15 protein-coding genes and 1 pseudogene are annotated in these 21,392 nt (G+C 71.4%); 4 read left to right on the top strand and 12 right to left on the bottom strand.

Translation table 11 applies throughout. The features are described from left to right. Nucleotides 1-244: 244 nt before the first annotated feature. Complete coding sequence (locus tag ACZ50K_RS29810; RefSeq protein WP_468908561.1) at nt 245-3,493, top strand: DNRLRE domain-containing protein; 3,249 nt, start codon at nt 245-247, stop codon at nt 3,491-3,493. Nucleotides 3,494-3,581: 88 nt separating this feature from the next. Here the strand turns inward: ACZ50K_RS29810 and ACZ50K_RS29805 are convergent, their stop codons facing one another. The 11 genes and pseudogenes from ACZ50K_RS29805 to ACZ50K_RS29755 form a co-directional block, all read right to left on the bottom strand. Continuing rightward, on the bottom strand, nt 3,582-4,859 hold the full coding sequence (locus ACZ50K_RS29805; RefSeq protein WP_468908559.1) for a thymidine phosphorylase: 1,278 nt from the start codon (nt 4,857-4,859) through the stop codon (nt 3,582-3,584). A gap of 107 nt (nt 4,860-4,966) precedes the next feature. Further along, nucleotides 4,967-5,389 (bottom strand): cytidine deaminase, encoded by a 423-nt coding sequence (locus ACZ50K_RS29800; protein ID WP_468908558.1) that lies wholly within the window; start codon nt 5,387-5,389, stop codon nt 4,967-4,969. Further along, the gene (locus tag ACZ50K_RS29795; protein WP_468908557.1) at nt 5,386-6,642 is read right to left on the bottom strand and encodes an ABC transporter permease; all 1,257 of its coding nucleotides are present in this window, start codon (nt 6,640-6,642) and stop codon (nt 5,386-5,388) included. The genes ACZ50K_RS29800 and ACZ50K_RS29795 overlap by 4 nt, the downstream gene beginning before the upstream one ends. After that, the gene (locus tag ACZ50K_RS29790) at nt 6,639-7,754 is read right to left on the bottom strand and encodes an ABC transporter permease (protein ID WP_468908556.1); all 1,116 of its coding nucleotides are present in this window, start codon (nt 7,752-7,754) and stop codon (nt 6,639-6,641) included. Before ACZ50K_RS29790 ends, ACZ50K_RS29795 begins: the two co-directional genes overlap by 4 nt. After that, on the bottom strand, nt 7,751-9,481 hold the full coding sequence (locus ACZ50K_RS29785) for an ABC transporter ATP-binding protein (RefSeq protein WP_468908616.1): 1,731 nt from the start codon (nt 9,479-9,481) through the stop codon (nt 7,751-7,753). The genes ACZ50K_RS29790 and ACZ50K_RS29785 overlap by 4 nt, the downstream gene beginning before the upstream one ends. A gap of 121 nt (nt 9,482-9,602) precedes the next feature. Continuing rightward, entirely contained in the window at nt 9,603-10,655 is a 1,053-nt protein-coding gene (locus ACZ50K_RS29780) for a BMP family lipoprotein (RefSeq protein WP_468908555.1), read from the bottom strand. Nucleotides 10,656-10,893: 238 nt separating this feature from the next. Next, nucleotides 10,894-12,138, bottom strand: coding sequence for an amidohydrolase (locus ACZ50K_RS29775; protein WP_468908614.1), 1,245 nt, complete (start codon nt 12,136-12,138; stop codon nt 10,894-10,896). 148 nt (nt 12,139-12,286) lie between these two features. Next, nucleotides 12,287-13,489, bottom strand: coding sequence for a hypothetical protein (locus ACZ50K_RS29770; RefSeq protein ID WP_468908554.1), 1,203 nt, complete (start codon nt 13,487-13,489; stop codon nt 12,287-12,289). A gap of 76 nt (nt 13,490-13,565) precedes the next feature. Continuing rightward, nucleotides 13,566-14,474, bottom strand: a complete 909-nt coding sequence (locus ACZ50K_RS29765) for an N-acetylneuraminate synthase family protein (protein ID WP_468908612.1) — start codon at nt 14,472-14,474, stop codon at nt 13,566-13,568. Nucleotides 14,475-15,050: 576 nt separating this feature from the next. Then, a pseudogene (locus ACZ50K_RS29760) lies at nt 15,051-15,413 on the bottom strand (acylneuraminate cytidylyltransferase family protein); the annotation flags it as partial. An 86-nt stretch (nt 15,414-15,499) separates the two neighbouring features. Further along, complete coding sequence (locus ACZ50K_RS29755) at nt 15,500-16,813, bottom strand: DUF6716 putative glycosyltransferase (RefSeq protein ID WP_468908552.1); 1,314 nt, start codon at nt 16,811-16,813, stop codon at nt 15,500-15,502. A gap of 199 nt (nt 16,814-17,012) precedes the next feature. Between ACZ50K_RS29755 and ACZ50K_RS29750 the strand changes: the two genes are divergently transcribed. The 3 genes from ACZ50K_RS29750 to ACZ50K_RS29740 are packed head-to-tail and all read left to right on the top strand — an operon-like array spanning nt 17,013 to nt 20,526. After that, entirely contained in the window at nt 17,013-17,987 is a 975-nt protein-coding gene (locus ACZ50K_RS29750; protein WP_468908551.1) for a glycosyltransferase family 2 protein, read from the top strand. Then, a complete protein-coding gene (locus ACZ50K_RS29745) occupies nt 17,987-19,360 on the top strand; it encodes a polysialyltransferase family glycosyltransferase (protein ID WP_468908550.1) in 1,374 nt (457 codons plus the stop codon). The genes ACZ50K_RS29750 and ACZ50K_RS29745 overlap by 1 nt, the downstream gene beginning before the upstream one ends. Next, entirely contained in the window at nt 19,342-20,526 is a 1,185-nt protein-coding gene (locus tag ACZ50K_RS29740) for an acyltransferase family protein (RefSeq protein ID WP_468908548.1), read from the top strand. Before ACZ50K_RS29745 ends, ACZ50K_RS29740 begins: the two co-directional genes overlap by 19 nt. Here ACZ50K_RS29740 and leuE read toward each other — a convergent pair. Further along, nucleotides 20,519-21,226, bottom strand: a complete 708-nt coding sequence (gene leuE, locus ACZ50K_RS29735; protein WP_468908547.1) for a leucine efflux protein LeuE — start codon at nt 21,224-21,226, stop codon at nt 20,519-20,521. The two genes, ACZ50K_RS29740 and leuE, sit on opposite strands and share 8 nt — an antisense overlap. Nucleotides 21,227-21,392: the final 166 nt, after the last annotated feature.

Below are 21,392 nucleotides of genomic sequence, written 5' to 3'. Positions count from 1 at the left end.
AATCACTCAACGAAGCCGCATGAAGGAAAAGAGTGAGCAAAACGGACTGCGGTCGCGCGGAAAGCAAGAAATCCGGGGGTGACGTTGTCAGTGGCATGCCTCATGCTCGGCTGGCACATCTGTGCAAGGAGGTCCGTGGGGAGCGGCCTCCTGATTTTCGGCCTTCTGGCCGATTCTCGTATTCATGCGGAGCAGTGAAGTACCACGGGCGGACCCTGTGCGCCCGAGGGGGGAGAGAACAGGCGTGGTCGCGTTGCAGCAACCCGTGGAGGACGGCTCCGGACCGGGTGGGAACCGGAAGCGCAGACGGTGGACGGCCCTGGTGTCGGTACTGGCCGCCACCGCCCTGGCCGTGCCCCTCGGCATCCATCTGACCGCCTCGGACCCCCGGTCGGCCGAACCGGCCACGCCCGGCGGGCCGGTCGATGCCGCCTCGGCCTCGGTCAAGGCCCGGGAGACGGGCAAGGAGGTGGAGGTCACCAGCGAGCAGACCTCCACGAGCACCACCTGGGCCCTGCCCGACGGACAGACCAGGACCCGGGTCCACAGCAGCAGCATCCGGGCCTTCTCCGGCGGCAAGTGGAAGGACATCGACACCACGCTGGCCCCCGTCGCAGGCGGGTTCGCCCCCAAGGCGGTCAACAGCCCGCTGGTGTTCTCCGGCGGCAGCACCCGGAAGCCCGCGAAGCCCGGTCCGACCGCGAACCGGGCCTCCCGCAACGCCGCCAGGTCCGCGCTCGCCGTCACGGCAGGTCCGAAGGACATCGCGGACGCCGAGTGGAGCGACCTGGCCAGCCTCACCACCGGCGAGCACACCATCACGCTCAAGTGGCCCGGGCCGCTGCCCGAGCCGGTCGTCGACGGCCCCCGCGCCCTGTACGAGAACGTCCGGCCGGACATCGACCTCCTGATGACGGCTCAGGACGACGGCTACTCGCACCTGCTGATCGTGCACACTCCGGAGGCCGCGGCCGATCCCCTCGTATCGGCGATCACCTACCGGCTGTCCGCTCCGGGCCTCGACTTCCGCCTCGATCCGGAATCCCAGGCGATCACCGCCGAGGACTCCGACGGCCAGGAAGTGGCCGCCTCGCCGACCCCCTTCATGTGGGATTCCTCGGGGCAGGTCTCCACCACGGTCGGCGAGCCGGCGCCCGAGCTCAGTGACACCGCGCGGCAGCACCGGTCGCTCGCCCTGCCGGGGATCATGAGTGCCGAGGGTGCGGCGAAGGCGGTGGTCCGGGAGGCGCTCTCGGAGGACGACATCGTCACCCTCACCCCCGACCGTCGGCTGCTCTCCGACGCGGACACCCGCTACCCGGTCTTCATCGACCCGAACCTGAAGGGTGCGAAGGAGGGCTGGTCCCTCTTCTACGAGACGGCACCGAACGCCAGCTTCTACAACGGGCAGAACTTCAATCCCAACGGAACGGCCGAGGCCCGCGTCGGATACGAGCAGAGTTCGGGCGGCACCTCCCGCTCGGCCTTCAATTTCGATTTCGACAAGAGGATGCACGGGGCCACCATCAATTCGGCCAACTTCCAGGCCATGCAGACGTATTCCTGGAGTTGTCAGCCCCGTGAGTACCACGTCTATCGGACCGGTCCCGTCCTTTCGACCAGTACGTGGAACAACACCAACAACGCCTCGTTCTGGGGACGGCACATCAACTCTTCGAGCGACACCGCGGGGTGGAAGTCCGATCAGTGCCCCGACAGGTGGGTCGGCATCGATGTGAAATCCGCGGCGGCCGAGGCGGCCTCGAAGGGGTGGACCGCGCTCTCCCTGGGTCTGCGGGCCGCGAACGAGAACGACTCGTTCGGTTGGAAGAAGTTCCTGGCGAACGGCGGTTCGTCCCCGTTCATCGACTTCAATTACAACAAGCCGCCCAACATCCCCCTGATGGGGGACATGACGATGGAGCCGGGCACCAAGTGCCTCACCTCGGGGGCCGGAACGATCGTCGGGAAGACCGATGTCACCTTCAGGGTGAAGGGCAGCGATCGTGACCCGATCGCCCTGCGGGCCATCGAGATCCGGGTCTGGGACGGGATCGCGGCCGACCCCGTCCTCCTCAAGCAGGTCGTACCGATCAACGGCGAGGCCACCGAGAGGATCGCGGCCGCCAAGTTCGTCAACGGGCGCAAGTACTACTGGGCCGCACGCACCCTGGACAGCGACGGCGCCTGGTCCCCGGGCTTCGGCCCCAACGACACCGGCGGCGACGGACACCCCTGTGCCTTCACCGTCGATCACGTCGCCCCCGCCAACCCCGACGTCCGGTCCGTCCACTTCCCGGAACCGGGTCCGGACGCCTCGGAGTGGAGCGTGCAGCCGGCCGGTACCCCCGACCAGCAGGTCGAGTTCCTCGGGAACGGCACCAAGGCCGAGGAGATCATGCAGTTCGAGTGGAGCCTGAACCGACCGGACTACCTGCAGAAGGCCACGGTCACCAACGCCTCCCTCGCCATGGCCACCATCAAGCTCAAGGTCGACTCGGCGGGGCCGAACATCCTCCACGTCCGCACCAGGGACAAGGCGAACAACGTCTCCGTCCCCACGATCTACCTGTTCTACGTACGGCCGAGGCCCGGGCTGGACGCGCCCGGCGATGTCACCGGCGACGGGCTCCCCGACATCCTGGCCGTCGACGGCAACGGCAACCTGCGGACCTACGGCAGCAATGGTGATGGCGACACCACGGCCTCCATGCCCGGAGCCCTGGACGGGGCCCGGCTCGCGCCGAGCGGTTACTGGAAGACGGTCGGCGGCCGGAAGGCCCTGATCGCCCATGCCACCGACTGGTATCCGGGCGACGGTCTCACCGACCTGGTCGCCCGGATGCCGGACGGGAAGCTGTACGTCTATCCCGGGGACGGCGTGGGCCGGTTCGACACCGCCAGGCGGATCGAGGTGCTGCTGCCGGACGGATCGCCCTCCCCCGCGGACTTCGACCAGTTCCTGGTGAGCGAGGACGTCACCGGCGACGGGATGCCCGACGCGTTCGCACGGGTCGGCGACGCCTTCTGGGCCTTCACCGGCTACAGCGGCGCCACCTTCGCCGAGGCCGTGCAGATGTCCGCGACCGGCTGGAGCGGGCGGGACCTCGTCGGGGTCCGGGACATCTCGGGCGACCGTGTGCCGGACCTGCTGTTCCGGGACGACACCGACGCCGACCGGGGGCTGGCCCTGCGCAAGGGCAAGCCCGGCACCGGTGGGGGCGTGGACCTCGAATCCCTGCGGTACGCGTCCTCCGCCCTCGACGGGAAGGACCACCCCTACGCCACCACCGGCTGGGGTCGGGGCGCCGTCACCAAGCTGCTCGGGACCCCGGACGCTACCGGCGACGGAGTACCGGACATCTGGGCCGTGCTCGCCAACGGCAGCCAGCGCCTCTACAGGGGTGAGAAGCCTGAAGGGGGGACCGCCACGGTGGGCGGAGCCGCCGGTCTGGACGAGCCCAACTGGGGCGGGTTCCTCACCATCGGGTGAGAACACGGTGAGACCACGCCTACGGAGAACGGCCCCCGGGCCGGGACGGGTGTCCCGGCCCGGGGGCCGTTCGGGGTGCGGGTGCGGGTCAGGCGATGCGGTCCAGGATGATCGGGGCCGGGGTGAAGGGGGTGCCGGCGGGGGCGATGTCCCAGGCGCCTTCCAGGGCGGACAGGGCGTACTCGAACTTCTCCGGGGTGTCGGTGTGCAGGGTCAGCAGGGGCTGGCCCGCGGTGACCGTGTCGCCGGGCTTGGCGTGCAGTTCGATGCCGGCGCCGGCCTGGACCGGGTCCTCCTTGCGGGCCCGGCCGGCGCCCAGGCGCCAGGCGCCGACGCCCACCGCGTAGGCGTCCAGGCGGGTCAGCACGCCGGAGGCGGGGGCGGTGACCACGTGGTGCTCGCGGGCGACCGGGAGGGTGGCGTCCGGGTCGCCGCCCTGGGCGGAGATCATGCGGCGCCAGACGTCCATCGCGGTGCCGTCGGCGAGGGCCTTCGCCGGGTCGGCGTCCTTGATGCCGGCCGCGTCCAGCATCTCGCGGGCGAGCGCGATGGTGAGCTCGACGACGTCGGCCGGGCCGCCGCCCGCCAGGACCTCCACCGACTCGCGGACTTCGAGGGCGTTGCCCGCGGTCAGGCCGAGGGGGGTGGACATGTCGGTGAGCAGGGCGACGGTCTTCACGCCGGAGTCGGTGCCGAGGCCGACCATGGTGCGGGCGAGCTCGCGGGCGTCCTCGATGTTCTTCATGAAGGCGCCGGAGCCGACCTTGACGTCCAGGACCAGCGAGCCGGTGCCCTCGGCGATCTTCTTCGACATGATCGAGGAGGCGATCAGCGGGATGGCCTCGACGGTGCCGGTGACGTCGCGGAGGGCGTAGAGCTTCTTGTCGGCCGGGGCGAGGCCGTCGCCGGCCGCGCAGATGACGGCGCCGGTGGTGTCCAGGACGTGCAGCATCTCCTCGTTGGAGAGCAGGGCGCGCCAGCCGGGGATGGACTCCAGCTTGTCGAGGGTGCCGCCGGTGTGGCCCAGGCCGCGGCCGGAGAGCTGCGGGACGGCCGCGCCGCAGGCGGCGACCAGCGGGGCCAGCGGGAGGGTGATCTTGTCGCCGACGCCGCCGGTGGAGTGCTTGTCGGCGGTCGGGCGGGACAGGGAGTCGAAGTTCATGCGCTCGCCGGAGGCGATCATCGCGGCGGTCCAGCGGGCGATCTCCGCGCGGTTCATGCCGTTGAGCAGGATGGCCATCGCGAGCGCCGACATCTGCTCGTCGGCGACCGCACCGCGGGTGTAGGCGTCGATGACCCAGTCGATCTGCTCGGGGCTCAGCTCGCCGCGGTCACGCTTGGTGCGGATGACGGAAATGACGTCCATGGCAGTTCCAGTTCCTTCCGGGCACTTCGGGTACACGCGCGACTCTACGCGCGTTGAAACGGAATGGGGCGGCCCCCGCACTCAGTGTGCGGGGGCCGCGTCCAGGCTCAGCGGAGGTGGTCGGGTCCGAAGGCCTGCGGGAGCATCGCGGAGAGCGGCAGGACGCCCTCCGGGGTCTCCACCTGGAGCTCGGCACCGCCGAACTCGAACAGCAGCTGCCGGCAGCGCCCGCAGGGGACGAGGATGTCGCCCTTGCCGTCCACACAGGTGAAGTGGGTGAGCCGGCCGCCCCCGGAGGACTGGAGGGCGGACACCAGCCCGCACTCCGCGCACAGGCCGAGGCCGTAGCTGGCGTTCTCCACGTTGCAGCCGGTGACCATCCGGCCGTCGTCGACCAGGGCGGCCACCCCGACCGGGAAGCCCGAGTAGGGGGCGTACGCCCGGGACATGGCGTCCCGGGCGGCCTCCCGCAGGGCCTCCCAGTCGGGTGCCGCCGCGCCCGCCGTTCCCGGCGGGGTCGCGTCGGTCACTTGCCCTGGCCCTTTTGGTACGGCATGCCGTCCGCCTTGGGCATCCGCAGCCGCTGCGCGGACAGCGCGAGCACCAGCAGGGTGGTGACGTACGGGGCCGCGTCCACGAACTGGCTGGGGATCTCGTCGATCAGCACGTAGCCGAGGAAGAGGACCACCGCGCAGGCCGCCGAGATGCCGGCCTGGAGGTACTTCTTCCTGTACGCCTGCCAGGCGGTGAACAGCGCGAGCAGGATCGCGATCAGCAGCACCATGGCGAGCACGTTCTCGGCGCCGCCGCGCAGCTTGAGGCTGTCGGTGAAGCCGAACAGTCCGGCGCCCAGGGCCATGCCGCCGGGCATCCAGTTGCCGAAGATCATCGCGGCGAGACCGATGTAGCCGCGGCCGCCGGTCTGGCCCTCCTGGTAGATGCCGGTGGAGACGATCGCCAGGAAGGCGCCGCCGAGGCCGGCCAGACCACCGGAGACGATCACGGCGATGTACTTGTACTTGTAGACGTTGACGCCGAGGGACTCGGCGGCGACCGGGTTCTCACCGCAGGAGCGCAGCCGCAGGCCGAACGCGGTCCGCCACAGCACCCACCAGGTGCCGGGGATCAGCAGCAGCGCGACGACGGTCAGCAGCGACAGGTCGGTGAACACGCCGCCGACGATCCCGGCGAGGTCGGAGACCAGGAACCAGTGCTTGCCCTGGATGGTCGCGAGCCAGTCGGCCCCCGGGACGGTGATCTCGGTGATCGGGTCGATGCGCGGGGACTGCTTGGAGGAGCCGCCCTCGGCGTCGGCGAACGTGAAGTTCGACAGGTACTGGGTGAAGCCCAGGGCCAGGATGTTCACGGCCACACCGGAGACGATGTGGTTGACGTTGAAGGTCACCGTGATGACCGCGTGCAGCAGGCCGCCGAGGGCGCCGCCGATGATGCCCACCAGGACACCGGTCCAGGGACCCCACTGGTAGCCCGCCCAGGCACCGAACCAGGTGCCGAGGATCATCATGCCTTCGAGGCCGATGTTGACCACGCCCGCGCGCTCGGCCCACAGGCCGCCGAGGCCGGCCAGACCGATCGGGATGGCCAGTTCCAGGGCGCCCGACACCTGACCGATGGAGGTCAGGTCCTCGGCGCCGGAGACCGTGCGGACCAGCGAGACCAGCACGATGCCGGCCGCGACGATCAGCAGGATCCAGGGCAGCGTCAGCTTGCGGCGGCCGCCCTTGGGCGCGGCGCTCGTCGCGGAAGCGGTTTTGGTGCTCACGCCGCGACCTCCTTCTCCGTCTTGATGGCGTGGCCCGCGGCCAGTTCCTCGCCGACCTTCTGCTGCTGCCGGCGGATCCCGTAGCGGCGTACGAGCTCGTAGGAGACGACCACCGCGATCACGATCAGGCCCTTCATGATCGTGCCGATCTCCTTGGCGTAGCCGGCCGTGTCCAGGCCGGCGGACGCCTTGTCGATGAACGCGATCAGCAGGGCGGCGAAGAAGATGCCGACCGGGCTGTTGCGGCCCAGCAGGGCGATGGTGATGCCGGTGAAGCCGATGCCGACCGGGAAGTTCAGGCTGTACGTGTGGCTCTCGCCGAGCAGTACCGGCATGCCGGCCAGGCCCGCGACGGCGCCCGAGATCAGCATCGAGGTGAGGATCATCTTCTTGGCGTCCACACCGGAGGCCTGGGCGGCGGACTCGCTGGCGCCGGTGGCGCGCAGGTCGAAGCCGAACCGGGTGCGGTTGAGGACGAACCAGTAGACGACGCCGAGGGCGAAGGCCACGAAGGTGAACCCGTAGATCTCCAGGCCGTCGCCGAGGGACACGGCCGGGAACCAGCCGGACTGGGCGATGTCGCCGGTGTTCAGGTCGTTGGAGCCCTCGGGCTGGACGCCGAAGTTCTTCGGCAGGATCAGCCAGGCGATCAGGCTGGTGGCGATGGCGTTGAGCATGATCGTGGAGACGACCTCGCTCACCCCGCGCCGGGCCTTCAGCACACCCGCGATACCGGCCCAGAAGGCGCCGGTCAGCATGGCCACGGCCACGATCATCAGGATGTGCAGCGGGCCGGGCAGCGAGACGGCCGCGCCGACGACGGCGGAGACCATCGCGGCGAGCCGGTACTGGCCGTCCACACCGATGTTGAAGAGGTTCATCCGGAAGCCGATGGCCACCGCCAGCGCCGCCAGGTAGTACGTGCCGGCCTGGTTCAGGATCAGGACCTGGATGTCCTCGTAGCCGGCGTTCTCCACCATCAGGCGGAGCGGCTCGATCGGGCTGACGCCCGTCGCGGCCAGCACCAGCATGGTCAGCAGGAAGGCGCTGACCAGGGCCAGCGCGGGCCCGGCGAAGCCGAGGATCAGCCGGTCCTTGTCGAATTTCTTCATCGGGCCTCGTCCTCCGTCCCGGCACCGTCAGCGGCGTCCGTGGCGGGGCTTTCGTTGACTTCCAGGTGCCCGGAGGCCGCGCCCGTCATGGCGGTGCCCAGCTCTTCGGGGGTGATGGTGGCCGGATCGGCGTCCGCGACCAGCCGGCCGCGGTAGATGACGCGGAGCGTGTCGGACAGGCCGATCAGCTCGTCGAGGTCCGCGGAGATCAGCAGCACGGCCAGGCCCTCGCGGCGGGCCTCCCGGATCGCGTCCCAGATCTGCGCCTGCGCGCCGACGTCCACACCGCGGGTGGGGTGGGCGGCGATCAGGAACTTGGGGTTGTGGCTCATCTCGCGGCCGACGATCAGCTTCTGCTGGTTGCCGCCGGAGAGGGAGGCAGCGGTGACGTCGATGCCCGGGGTGCGGACGTCGTACTCGCGGACGATCCGCTCGGTGTCCTTGCGGGCCGCCTTCGGGTCGATGATCCCGCGCCTGGAGTTGGGCGCCTCGGTGACGTGGCCGAGGATGCGGTTCTCCCACAGCGGGGACTCCAGCAGCAGGCCGTGCCGGTGCCGGTCCTCGGGGATGTAGCCGATGCCGCCCTCGCGCCGCTTGCGGACCGGGGTGCGGGTGATGTCCGCGCCGTCCAGGGTGATCACGCCCGCGTCGGGGGTGCTCATGCCCATCAGCGCTTCGATCAGCTCGGTCTGGCCGTTGCCCTCCACACCGGCGATGCCGAGGACCTCGCCCTTGTGGATGGTGAAGCTGACCCCGTCCAGCAGCAGCCGCCCGGCCACCGGGGCCTCCTGAACGTACGCGTCGGCGGTCGCCGGGTCCACCGGGGGCGCGGTGGTCAGCGGGGCCGCGCTGACGCCGGACTCGGCCAGGGTCAGGTTCTCGACGGTCAGCATCGGGACGGTGGTGACCGTGGACTCGCGGGTCTCCGGGGTGGGGAGCTCGCTGCCGACCATCAGCTCGGCGAGTTGCTTGGTGGTGGCGGTCTTCGGGTCGGCGGTGCCGACCGTGGTGCCGCGCCGGATGACGGTGATGTCGTCGGCGACCTTCAGGACCTCGCCCAGCTTGTGCGAGATGAAGATGACGGTCAGGCCCTCGGCCTTGAGGCCGCGGAGGTTGTCGAAGAGCGCGTCCACTTCCTGCGGGACGAGGACCGCGGTGGGCTCGTCGAGGATCAGGATGCGGGCACCTCGGTAGAGGACCTTGAGGATCTCCACGCGCTGCCGGTCGGCGACACCGAGGTCCTCGACCAGGGCGTCGGGGCGCACCCCCAGGCCGTACGCGTCCGAGATCTCCCGGATCTTGCGGCGGGCGGCGGCACCGATGCCGTGCAGCTTCTCGCCGCCGAGGACCACGTTCTCCAGGACGGTGAGGTTGTCGGCGAGCATGAAGTGCTGGTGCACCATGCCGATGCCGCGGGCGATGGCCTCACCGGGGCTGCTGAAGGAGACCTGCTCCCCGTCGATCGCGATGGTGCCCTCGTCCGGCTTCTGCATGCCGTAGAGGATCTTCATCAGGGTCGACTTGCCGGCACCGTTCTCACCGATCAGGGCATGCACGGTGCCCTTGCGGACGGTGATCGCGATGTCCTTGTTGGCGACGACGCCGGGGAAGCGCTTGGTAATGCCGTGCAGTTCTACGGCGGGGGGCGGGCTGGACGCGTTGATGACGCACTCTCCTTGGCCGGAAGGAGTCGAAGGCAGGGGGGACAGGGCGGTGGGTGACGCTATCGCGTCCGCGGCATCTCTACGCGCGTAGCACTGTCAGAAAAGAAAAGTCTGCGGTTCAAAAGCGGTCCGGGGCCCGGGAGGCTGCTCTGGGCAGCCTCCCGGGCCCCGGCCGGACCACGTGTTACGGGGTGGTCTTGACCGTGATGGTGCCGGCGATGATGTCCTTCTTCGCCTTCTCGACGGCCGCGGTCAGCTCCGTCATCTTCTTGTACTCCGGGTTGGAGTCGGCCAGGCCGACGCCGTCCTTGTCCAGGCCGTAGCGGATCTCACCGGTCTGCGGCTTGCCGTCCTGGACCGACTTGATCAGGTTGAAGACCGAGTCGGAGACGTCCTTGGTGACCGAGGTCAGGATGCGGTCCTTGAACTTGGCCAGACCCGCCTGGTTGTACTGGTCGGAGTCCACGCCGATCGCCCACGCGCCCTTGTTGGCGGCGGCCTCGATGGCGCCCGAGCCGGCCAGACCGGCGGCCGCGTAGATCACGTCGGCCTTGTTGGCGAGCTGACCCTCGGCGGCGGCCTTGCCCAGGTCGGGCTTGGCGAAACCGTCGAAGTTCGGCGGCTGGGTCAGGTACTTGGTGAGCACCTTGGCGTTCGGGTTGGTGTCCTTGACGCCCTGGGCGAAGCCGGCCTCGAACTTCTTGATCAGCGGGACCTCGACACCGCCGATGAAGCCGACCGTGCCGGTCTTGGACGCCTTGGCGGCGGCGACGCCGGCCAGGTAGGAGCCCTGCTCCTCGTTGAAGACCATGTTGGCGACGTTGGTGCCGGTCACCGAGGTGTCGTCGATGATGCCGAAGGTGGTCTTCGGGAACTTCGGGGCGACCTTCTTGATGGCCGGGGCGTAGGCGAAGCCGACGCCGATGACCGGGTTCGAGCCGTTGCGGGCGAGCTCGGTGAGACGCTGGACCTTGTCGGCCTCGGACTCGCCCTCGGTGGGCTCGGCCTCCTTGCCCTTGATCTTCAGGTCCTTTTCGGCCATCTGAAGACCCGCGTAGGCGGCGTCGTTGAACGACTGGTCGCCGCGGCCGCCGATGTCGTACGCGATGGCAGCGGTGGCTTCCTTCGAGTCCGAGGACCCGGTGTCCCCGGACTTCTTCCCGCCACACGCGGTGGCGGAGAGAGCGAGGGCCGCGGACGCGACGCCCACGGTGGCGATCCTGGTGATCCGGCGCAAGGGGAGGCTCCTTCAAAACCTGACCGAAGCGCCACGACCGGCGCTGGTTTTGCGGCGATCGTAACGCGCGTAGATGTCAGTTAAAGCGCCGTTCATGAGTCGTTATCGGATCGTCGCGAACCGGACAGTGACCGATTGGTAACTCCCGACTCGTCCAGCCCTTGCGTACCAAGGGCTGGACGGCGCCGACGGCGGACGCGCGGATGATGTACAGGATTTCGCCCGGACGGAGTGGATCTCAGCCGTTGCGGCGGGCCCGGTGGCCGTCGATCAGGGCGGCGGCGGTGAAGAACTCCACCCCCACCTCGATCGCCGACTCGTCCACGTCGAAGTCGCCCCGGTGCAGGTCCCGCTTGGCCGTGTCGCCGGGCGTACGGACGCCCAGCCGGGCCATCGCGCCGGGCACGTGCTCCAGGTACCAGGAGAAGTCCTCGCCGCCGAGGCTCTGCTCGGTGTCCTCGACGGAGTCGGCGCCGCGGCGGGCGGCCATGGCCTCCCGGAGCAGTTCGGTGACCACCGCGTCGTTGACCACCGGCGGGACCCCGCGGACGTGGTTGATCTCGAACTTGGCGCCGTGCATGGTGGCGACCTCGTCGATGGCGGCGTGGATCCGGTCGGGCGCCTGGTGCCAGGCGTCGAGGTCCAGGCAGCGGACGGTGCCGGAGAGCTCGGCGTGCATCGGGATCACGTTGCAGGCGTGCCCAGCCTCGATCCGGCCCCAGGTGATGGACATCCCGGAGCGGGCGTCCAGCCGGCGGGCGAGGAGGGCGGGGACGTCCACGGCCACCCGGGCGGCGGCGGTCACCAGGTCGGTGGTGAGGTGCGGGCGGGCGGTGTGGCCGCCGGCCCCGTCCAGGCTGACTTCGAGGCGGTCGCAGGCGGAGGTGATGGGGCCGACCCGCAGTCCGATCCGGCCGGCGTCCACCCGGGGGTCGCAGTGCACCGCGATGATCTTCCCCACCCCGTCCAGGGCGCCGGACTCGATGGCTTCGGTGGCTCCGCCGGGCAGCACCTCCTCGGCGGGCTGGAACACCAGCCGGACCGGGCGGGGGAGCAGGCCCTGCCGGTCCAGTTCGGCCAGCACCAGGCCGGCTCCGAGGACGGTGGCGGTGTGCACGTCGTGGCCGCAGGCGTGGGCCCGGTCGGGGACGGTGGAGCGGTAGGGCGCGTGGGTCTTGGCGTCGGGGATGGGCAGGGCGTCGATGTCCGCGCGGAGCGCCAGCATGGGGCGTACGCCGTCCCAGCGGCCCACGTCGCAGATCAGGCCGGTGCCGGAGTCGAGCACGCGGGGGCGGAGCCCGGCTTTCTCCAGCCGCTCCTTGATCGCGGCGGTGGTCCGGAACTCCTGGTGACCGAGCTCGGGGTGCATGTGCAAGTCCCGGCGGAACGCGATCAGTTCGGTGCGCAGGTGTTCCGGGAGTTTTCCGGGCAGCTCGGGCTGGGCGGGCGTACCGGGCGCGGCGGTCTGGGACTCGCGGGACATCAACTGGTTCACCCGTTGAAGGGTAGGCGCATCAAGCGGTCAACTGGGCGGAGATCACGAAAAGTTCTACCCGTTCGGGGCGGAAATCCCGTCCTCCGGACGCATGGGCCCCTATGGGCGGGGGTAAACTCCGCCGCTCATCGAGCGCTCATCCAGTGGTGGGGGCGGCCTGGGCCGGGAGCCGGTGCACGTCCCTGGCGGTGTCGGTGACCCCGGCGAGGAAGCCCCGGGCGCGCGGGGAGGCCCTGCCGGTGAGCCAGGCCGGGTCGACCTCGCAGACCGCGACGGTGACCCCGGTGCCGGCCAGGGCGTAGGGCAGGGTGTGGACCACGGTGGAGGGGAAGCTGACGATGGTCCGGCCGATCGGGCCGCGGCGGGCGATCAGCTCCAGCGGGAGGTCGGGGCGGACGATCTCCAGTCCGGCGGCCTCGCTGAGCGCGCGGAGCTTCTCGGGGGATTCCCGGCGGTGCGCGAAGTAGCGGGTGGCCCCGTACGTCCTGGTGAGGCGGGTGACGGCCTCCAGGTAGCGGTCGGCGTCGACCACCCCGGTCTCCACCAGGGAGGTGCCGACCAGGTCGGTGCCCCTGGTGAGGCGGGGCGGGCCGAACCGGGAGCGGGTCCAGGCGAAGTCGTTGACCCGGAGGTCCATGCCGGGCAGCGGGGAGACGGGCATGGAGGTGAACACCTCCACCCGGCGGCCGGGGCCGGGGGTGAGCCGTCGGCGGGCGCGGCCGGAGACCGGGGCGTAGGCGAGTTCCTTGATCCGGCCGAGCGGGCCGCCGCGGCCGCGGTGCCAGCGGCGGAGGCGTTCGCCCCGGCCGAGCTGGGCCAGGAACTCCATGGTGGCGGTGCCGTCGTCGACCACGACCAGTTCGGCGGCCCGGGCCGGGATCAGGAGCAGCTGGACGAACCGCGAGAACGGGTCGCCGACGACGATCCGGCGGGCCCGGCGGACCTCTCCGGCGAGGGCCGCGAGGGCCTTCAGGGCGGTTCCGGAGCCGCCCCGGGCCTCCTGCCAGCTCACGGTGTGGCCCTGGTCGCGGGCGATGCCGGTGATCCGGCGGAGCTGGCCCCGGGACATCGGGTCGGTGGGGGGCAGCACGACGATCCGGAACGTTTCCCCTTCCGGCCCGGCCGCGGGCGGGCCGGCCGCCGCGGGGGCGGCCGGCCCGTCGTGGCCTTCCGGCGCGGCCGCCCGGCGCCGCGGCTGCCGCGGCACCGCGGACAGCACGGCGCCGGACCGGGCCGCGTCCGCGGCCGAGGACGCGTCGGCGTGGGCCCACTCCAGCACGTTCAGGAGCTGGACCGGGCTCTCGACGAAAGCCAGGGTGGCGGCGGGAGGGTTCTTCACCACGTACTCCTCGTCGTTCGGTGCGGCGGTGCGGCGGCGGCAGCGGCGGGGCGGGGGCGGGGGCCGGGCGGCGGGATCAGACGGCGGCGGGTTCGCCCTGGACCCGGCGGAGCTTCTTCATCGGGCCGAGCTCGGACTCGTAGACCCGCTTCACACCGTCCCCGAGGGCGGTCTCGATGGTCCGGATGTCGCGGACCAGGCGCTGCAGGCCGCCCGGCTCCACGGAGGCGGCCTGGTCGGAGCCCCACATGGCGCGGTCGAGGGTGATGTGGCGCTCCACGAAGACCGCGCCGAGGGCCACCGCGGCGAGGGTGGTCTGGAGTCCGGTCTCGTGACCGCTGTACCCGATCGGGACGTTGGGGTACTCCTCCCGGAGGGTGTTGATCACCCGCAGGTTGAGCTCCTCGGCCTTGGCCGGGTAGGTGGAGGTGGCGTGGCAGAGCAGGATGTTGGCGCTGCCCAGGACCTCGACGGCGTGCCGGATCTGGCCCGGGGTGGACATCCCGGTGGAGAGGATCACGGTCCGGCCGGTGGCCCGCAGCGCGCGCAGCAGGTCGTCGTCGGTGAGGGAGGCGGAGGCCACCTTGTGGCAGGGCACGTCGAACTTCTCCAGGAAGGCGACGGCCTCGGTGTCCCACGGGGAGGCGAACCAGTCGATGCCGCGCTTCCCGGCGTGCTCGTCGATGGCGCGGTACTCCTCCTCGCCGAACTCGACCCGGTGACGGTAGTCGATGTAGGTCATCCGACCCCAGGGGGTGTCCCGCTCGATGTCCCACTGGTCGCGCGGGGTGCAGATCTCCGGGGTGCGCTTCTGGAACTTGACGGCGTCGCAGCCGGCTTCGGCGGCGGCGTCGATCAGGGCGATGGCGTTGGCCAGGTCGCCGTTGTGGTTGATGCCGATCTCGCCGACGACGTAGACGGGCTGACCGGGGCCGGCCGTGCGCGATCCGAGGGGGCGGAGGCGGGCGTTCGGGGTGGCGGTCATGGCAGATGACGTCCTTCGGTCGGTGCGGGTTCTCTTACGCCCGTCCGGCTCGGTGCCGGGATCGAGCAGCGGGGCCAGCGCTCGGGCGCGGGCCAGGTCGTGCGGGTCGTCGATCTCCAGCACTCGGGCGGGATCGGTGGCCACGGGCACGGTGTGCCCGAAGAATCGGTGCCGGGCCCTGCGGAAGCCGGCCGCGTCCATGGCGTAGGCGGCGCCGGTCTCCAGCAGGTCCTGGGGGCGGTCCTGGCGGCGGGGGCGGGTGGACCGGTCGTGGTTGACGCCATGGGCGCCGGAGGCGCCGGTGGCGTCGGTGCCGGCGGTCCCGTACGGGCCGGCCGGCGCGGCCGGGCCCGTCGGCGCGTACGCGCCCGTGCCTGTGGGCTCGTACGCGCCCGCGGCCGGGTCGGGGCCCGCGGTCCGGTCGGAGCCCGCGGCCGGGTCGCCGGCGGCGGCCGGGTCCGGGTCCCTGGCCCCGTCCGGGGCGCCGGACGGGTCCGGGGTGGTGGCCCCGTCCGGGGTGGCCCGCCAGAGGAAGCCGTGGAAGGGGGCCACCGTGAGGGCCGAGTCGGCGGGGCCGGCGGCGACGGCCGCGGCCACCGACTCGATGTCCCCGGCGGTGAGGAAGGGGCTGGTGCACTGCACGAGGAGGACCACGTCGACCCGGAGGGAGTGGAGTTCCTCGTAGCTGTCGAGGGCGTGCAGGAGGGCGGACTCGCTGCTCGCGGTGTCCCCGGCGAGGGCGGCGGGGCGGCGGACCACACCGGCTCCGGCCGCGCGGGCGGCCGCCGCGATCTCCGCGGAGTCGGTGGAGACCACCACCTCGGTGACGGTGGGCGCGGCCAGACAGGCCCGGACGGCGCGGGTGAGCAGCGGGACCCCGGCCACCTCGGCCAGGTTCTTGCCGGGCACCCCCTTGGACCCGCCGCGGGCCGGGATCACGGCCAGCACCCGGGGCACCTCCGCGGCCGGCGGTCCGGGGGCCGGCGTACGGCCCCGGCTCGGGGCCGCGTTGCCGCCCGGGCCGGTCACAGCTCCCCCAGGCGGCGGATGACCGGGGCCACGCGCTGCACTCCGTGGCGGTAGGTGCCGCGGGCGGCTCCGCGGAGGGAGGAGCGGAGGTAGCGGCGCAGCCGGGAGCGCTGGGCGAGGGGTTTGGCGGCGCCCGGGAGCACGGTGCCGTCCGGGGCGAGGTGGTGCCGGGCGAGGATGCCGGGCAGATAGCCGGGGGCGGTGACGCTGGTGTAGTACGGGTCCACCGGCGGGAGTTCGGGCCGGGCGGCGAGGGCCGCGACCCTGTCCCGGGCGGCTTCGTAGGGGGCGTCGGAGACCACGCCCTGGGCGGCCAGCCAGTCGGGGTCGCCGGTGGGCCGCAGCCCGGCGTCGAGCTGGTCCCAGGAGGCGAGGCAGCCGGAGCCGAGGAAGTGGTGGTTGCCGAGGGTCTCGCGGATGCCGAGGTCGGTGAGCACGGCGGTGGGGATGCCGCGGGCCAGGGACTCCAGGGCGGCGGTGGAGGAGACGGTGACCAGCAGGTCGGTGCGGTCCAGGACCTCGCCCATGTTCCCGTACACCAGGCGGCAGTTGGGCGGGAGCGGGGCGGGCAGCCGGTCGGCGAGCCGCTGGTAGGGGTACTCCTCCAGGTGTGTGGTGTGCTCGCCGGGCTTGCTGCGGAGTTTGACCAGCACGTCCCGGTCGGGGTGCAGCAGGGCGTGTCCGACGGCCCGGCCGAGGAGGTAGCCGCGGTCGGCGGCGCTCTCCGGGACGGAGGGCTGGGCGGCGAAGACCACGGTGTGGGCGCGGTCGCCGTCCGGGCGGTGGGGCGGGCCGTCGAGGAAGGGCAGGGCGGTCTCGGTGACGGCGGAGGCGTCGGCCCCGGCGCCCTCGTAGACGGCCCGGAACCGGGCGGCGTCGTGCCGGGAGTTGGCCAGCACCACATCGGCGCCGTGCCGGAGCAGCAGGCCGTCGGCGAGCTTCTCGTAGACCACGCCGACATAGCCGGTGACGAGCACGGGGCGGCGGGCCGGTTCGGGCCACAGGGCGCGGATTCCGTGCAGGACGGCCTGGACGGCCCCGCCGACGAGGGCGAGGACCACCACGTCGTACGGTTCCCGGCGGAGCTCTTCGAGGAACTCGGCGCAGCTCACCTCGTCGAGCCGGTCGGCCCGGACGCCGACCTCGCCGAGCTGGCGGGCGGTGGGGGTGGCCCGGCCGCGGAGCAGGAAGCCGGTCAGGCCGCCGTCCTCGGCGGCGCAGTCGGGGGCGATGCGGTGCGCGGTGAGTGCGCCCCATTTCCATCGCGTATCGGAATCGGCGAGTACGGCGACCCGCTTGCTTACTGGCACAGAACGAGAAGCTATGCCTGAATTCCGGTGATCGGCCCAACGAACGCACAACGGAGGGTTAACAACCCGTCGACGAAATGAGAATCCACCGGAGATCATCGAGACAGGGTGGCCGGTTAACACTGCCGCCACGCTTCGTTCACGTAAAATCTTCGCTTCATCCATAGGGAAAGCCGCACCACGGCATAATGTCTGCCGAGTGGTCAAGCTCTCTGTTGTCGTGCCGTTCTACAACGTGCAGACATACGCACCGGATGCCCTGAAAAGCCTTGCGCTCAACGCGCGGGACGACTTCGAGTTCCTGCTGGTGGACGACTGCTCCACGGACGGGACCCCCGGGCTGCTGGAGCGGGCGTCCCGGGAGCTGCCGGGGGCGGTGCTGCTCAGACACGAGCGGAACGGCGGGCTGGCCACCGCCCGGAACACCGGTCTGGACGCGGCCTCCGGGGAGTACCTGGCCTTCATGGACGGGGACGACTGGTTCGGTCCGGGGCATCTGGCCCGGATGCTGGCCGCGATCGAGGCGCTGGACTGCGATTTCGTACGCAATGACCATGTGCAGGTGACCGGGCGGAACCGGCTGGTCCAGCGGATCCCCTACGGGCCGCAGGGGGTGCCGGCGGATCCCCGGTCGGCGATCCTGCCGGCCGAGCGGCCCACCTCGGTGGACTACCCCTTCGCCTGGGCCGGGATGTACCACCGGCGGCTGCTGGACCGGGGGCTGCTGCACTTCACCGACGGGCTGCGCACGGCCGAGGACCGGCCGTGGATCTGGCGGCTGCACCGGGAGGCGGAGTCGTTCGCGACGGTCGGTTTGCCCGGAATCTTCTACCGTCGGGGGATTTCCACCTCATTGACGCAGATCGGCGACATCCGGCAGCTCGATTTCATCCGCGCATTCGATCAGGTGATCTCGGAAACGGCCGCCGACCGCGATTCCGCGACCCTGCTCCCCAAAGCCGTTCGCACATATTGCGCAATTATCGCGCACCACATCGGCTCCATCGAAAGGTTCGAACCGGCTGTGGCCAAAAAACTCCGCTCCATGAGTGCGGCCGCGCTCGGCCGGCTTCCGCAGGACGTCCTCGACTCCGCCCTGGACTCCATGGACGCCGAACGCTCGGTCCTGCTGCGCCGGCTGCGCCGCCGCGCGGGCGACGGGGCGGCCGCCTGATGAACGGCCGCACCACCCAGGTCTTCCTCGCCTCCACCCTCTACGGACTGGCCACCCTGGCCGCCGCCATCGACTCCGGCAGCTTCCCGCCCGCCTCCCGCCGGATCCTGCTGACCAGCAACAACGCCGTCATCCCGGAGATCTCCCCCGGGCTCGACGCGATGCCCGGCTTCGAGGCACTGCGGACCCGCTTCGACGGCCACCTCGACTGGAACACCACCATCGAGCCCTACCACCCGAGCGCCTGGAGCCCCCGCCCGGAGGACGTCCCGATCTGGGAGCGCCAGCTGCGCACCCTGTGGGACCTGGGCGAGGACCGGATCGAACTGATCGTCGAATCCATCCAGGTCTCCCCCGCCCAGGCCCTGTGCCAGCTGTTCCCCGGCGCGGCCGTGGAGGTCTACGCCGACGGCCTGATGAGCTACGGACCCACCCGGGTGAAGCTCGACGCCCAGCTCGGCACCCGGATCCGCCGGGTCCTCCACCTGGACCTGGTGCCCGGTCTGCGGCCGCTGCTGCTCACCGAGTTCGGGGTGCCGGCCGAACTGGTCCCGGGCGCCGCCTTCCTGAAGGTGCTCACCGAGCTCGCGGGGGCCGCCGGTGCCGATGCCGGGCTCGCCGAGGTCCCGGAGGGCGCCGCGCTGCTGCTGGGCCAGTACCTGTCCGCCCTCGAACTCCTCACCGCCGAGGAGGAGGACCGGCTCCATCTGGACATGCTGCGCGGCGCGCACGCCCTCGGCCACACCGAGGTCGTCTTCAAACCGCATCCCGGCGCCCCCGCCCGGCAGTCCCGCGCCGTCGAGGAGGAGGCCGCCCGGCTCGGCGTGCGGCTCACCACCCTGTCCGTCCCTGTCCTGGCCGAGGTGGTCTACCAGCGGACCCGGCCCGCCCTGGTGGTCGGCTGCTTCTCCACCGGACTGCTCACCGCCGCCACCCTCTACGGGCTGCCGGTGGCCCGTACCGGGACCACCCGGCTGCTGGACCGGATCGCCCCCTACCAGAACAGCAACCGGATCCCGGTCACCCTGGTGGACGCCCTGCTGCCCGACCTCGAAGACCCGGAGGCGGTGCGCGCCTGGACCGCCCCCGGCCCCGGAACCACCGGCACCGGTCTCACCGGCCTGGTGACCGCCGTCGGTTACGCCATGCAGTCCCAGGTGCTCACCGCCCGCCGCGCCGAGGCCGAGGAGTACCTCTCCCGGCATCTGGACGACCGCACCTGGCGGTACTTCAAACGCCGCCGGCTGACCGTGCTCGGCCTGCCGGGCGGAATTCCGGCACAACTTTCCTTCCTCCCGAGGAGTCCGACGCTCCGTCGCACAGTGCGGCGGATCCGCCGACTGCAGAAGACGTCATGGGGGAAGTCGAAATGAGCACCACCGCCGTACCACCCGCCCAGGGCCTGGGGGCCCCTCGTCCGGGAGGGCGGCGGCGCGCCGAGGCCGCCGCGGGCCCGCCGCGCGTCCGGCTGCACGCCCTGGACGGGCTGCGCATGCTCGCGGCGCTGATGGTCGCGCTGTACCACTTCGGGGGCCGGGACGGGGACGTCTCCAAGGCCTGGGGCGACTCCCCCCGCGAGCTGTTCCCCGGACTCGCGCAGTGGTTCGCGTACGGCCCGCTGGGCGTCCAGTTCTTCTTCGTGATCAGCGGGTTCGTGATCTCGATGAGCGCCTGGGGGCGGCCGCTGCGGTCCTTCCTGGCCTCCCGGGTGGCCCGGCTCTACCCCGCCTACTGGGTGGCGATCCTGCTGGTCACGGCCGTGTTCGCGCTGCCTATGGTGGCCTACCGGACCGTCTCGCCGAGCGACTTCCTGGCCAACCTGACCATGCTCCAGCAGCCCATGGGCGCGGACCGGGTGCTCGGTGTCTGCTGGACCCTCTGGGTCGAGCTGCGGTTCTACGTGCTGTTCGCGCTGTTCGTGATCCTGCCCGGCGGAGGCCGGCGGCGGACCCTGGTGTTCGCCGCGGTCTGGGCGGTGGCCGCGGTGGTCGCGGACGCCTCGGACCCCTCGGGGGAGGGCTTCCTCAGCATGGTGCTGATGCCCGAGTACGCCCCGTTCTTCATCGGCGGCATGGGCCTCTACCTGGTCCACCGCGACCGGCGGGACGGACTGGGCTGGGGCATCGCCGTCCTCGGCTGGCTGACGGGCCAGCACTACGCGGTCCAGGGCCTGTGGCACGCGCCGAACCCGAAGTTCTTCTCCTACCGCGAGTCCTGGGTGATCATCCTGATCGTCACGGTGGCCTTCGCCCTGGTCGCCCTGGTCGCCGTCGGCCTGTTCAACCGGATCGACTGGCGCTGGCTGACCGTGGCCGGAGCGCTGACCTACCCCTTCTACCTGGTGCACGAACACCTGGGCTGGGTGGCCATCGGCTTCCTCCACCGCAAGGCCGGCCTGCCGCCCTCCGCCACGCTGGCGGCCGTCCTCGCCCTCATGCTGGGGCTGGCCTGGCTGATCCACCGGCTGGTGGAGCGGCCGTTCACCCCGAAGCTGCGGCGCGCGCTGGAGCGGAGGGCCGGCCGGCCGCCGGTCAGCTGACGGCGAGCTTGGCCGCGAAGCCGAGGAAGACGACCCCGGCGGCGGAGGTGGCTCCGGCGGAGAGCCGCCTGCGCCGCCGGAAGGCGGCCGACAGCCGGGTGCCGGTGAATATCAGGGTGCTCAGGTACAGGAAGCTGCCCAGCTGCATCAGCGTGCCGAGCAGCAGGAAGGACAGCGCCGGATAGGCGTACCCGGGGTCCACGAACTGCACGAAGAAGGACAGCAGGAACAGGATCGCCTTCGGGTTCAGCAGACTGACCACCAGCGCCCGGCGGTACGGACGCTCCCCGGCCGGGGTGGCGGTCGCGGCGGCGGACCCCCCGGCCGTCGAGGCTGCGGTCGCGGCGGCGGACTCCGTGGCGAGGCCGGCCGGCGGCTCCTCCCGCCCGTCCCGGCGGTCCCGCCACATGGCCAGGGCCGCCCGCATCAGGCCGAAGGCCATCCAGCCCAGATAGCCCGCACCGACGAACTTCACGATCCCGAACAGCACCGGGCTGGCCTGGAGCAGCGCCCCGGCACCGACCGCGGTCAGCAGCATCAGCACGGCGTCGCCGGTGAACACCCCGGCGGCCGCGGTGTAGCCGTCCCGTACCCCGCGCCGGGCGGCGACGGACAGCACGTACAGCGAGTTCGGCCCGGGCAGCAGAATGATCAGCACCAGGGCGGCGACATACGTCGGAAGGTCGTGGACACCCAGCATGTGCAGGAGTGTCCCGCATGACGCACCTGTCACGCCAGCTGTTTCACCAGCTGGAACAGACCCCTCCGGAAGAACGCCCTCGGTCACAAAGCCGCAACAACGCGTGGTCGCCCGCAACCTCGCGCGCTCCCGGCGCATCGTTCTGGCAGAAGCCGCGGACACACAC

The organism is Streptomyces sp. NPDC033845 (assembly GCF_055576225.1).
The sequence above is the reverse complement of the archived record's forward strand: the minus strand, read 5'-3'. Positions and strand labels throughout refer to the sequence as shown.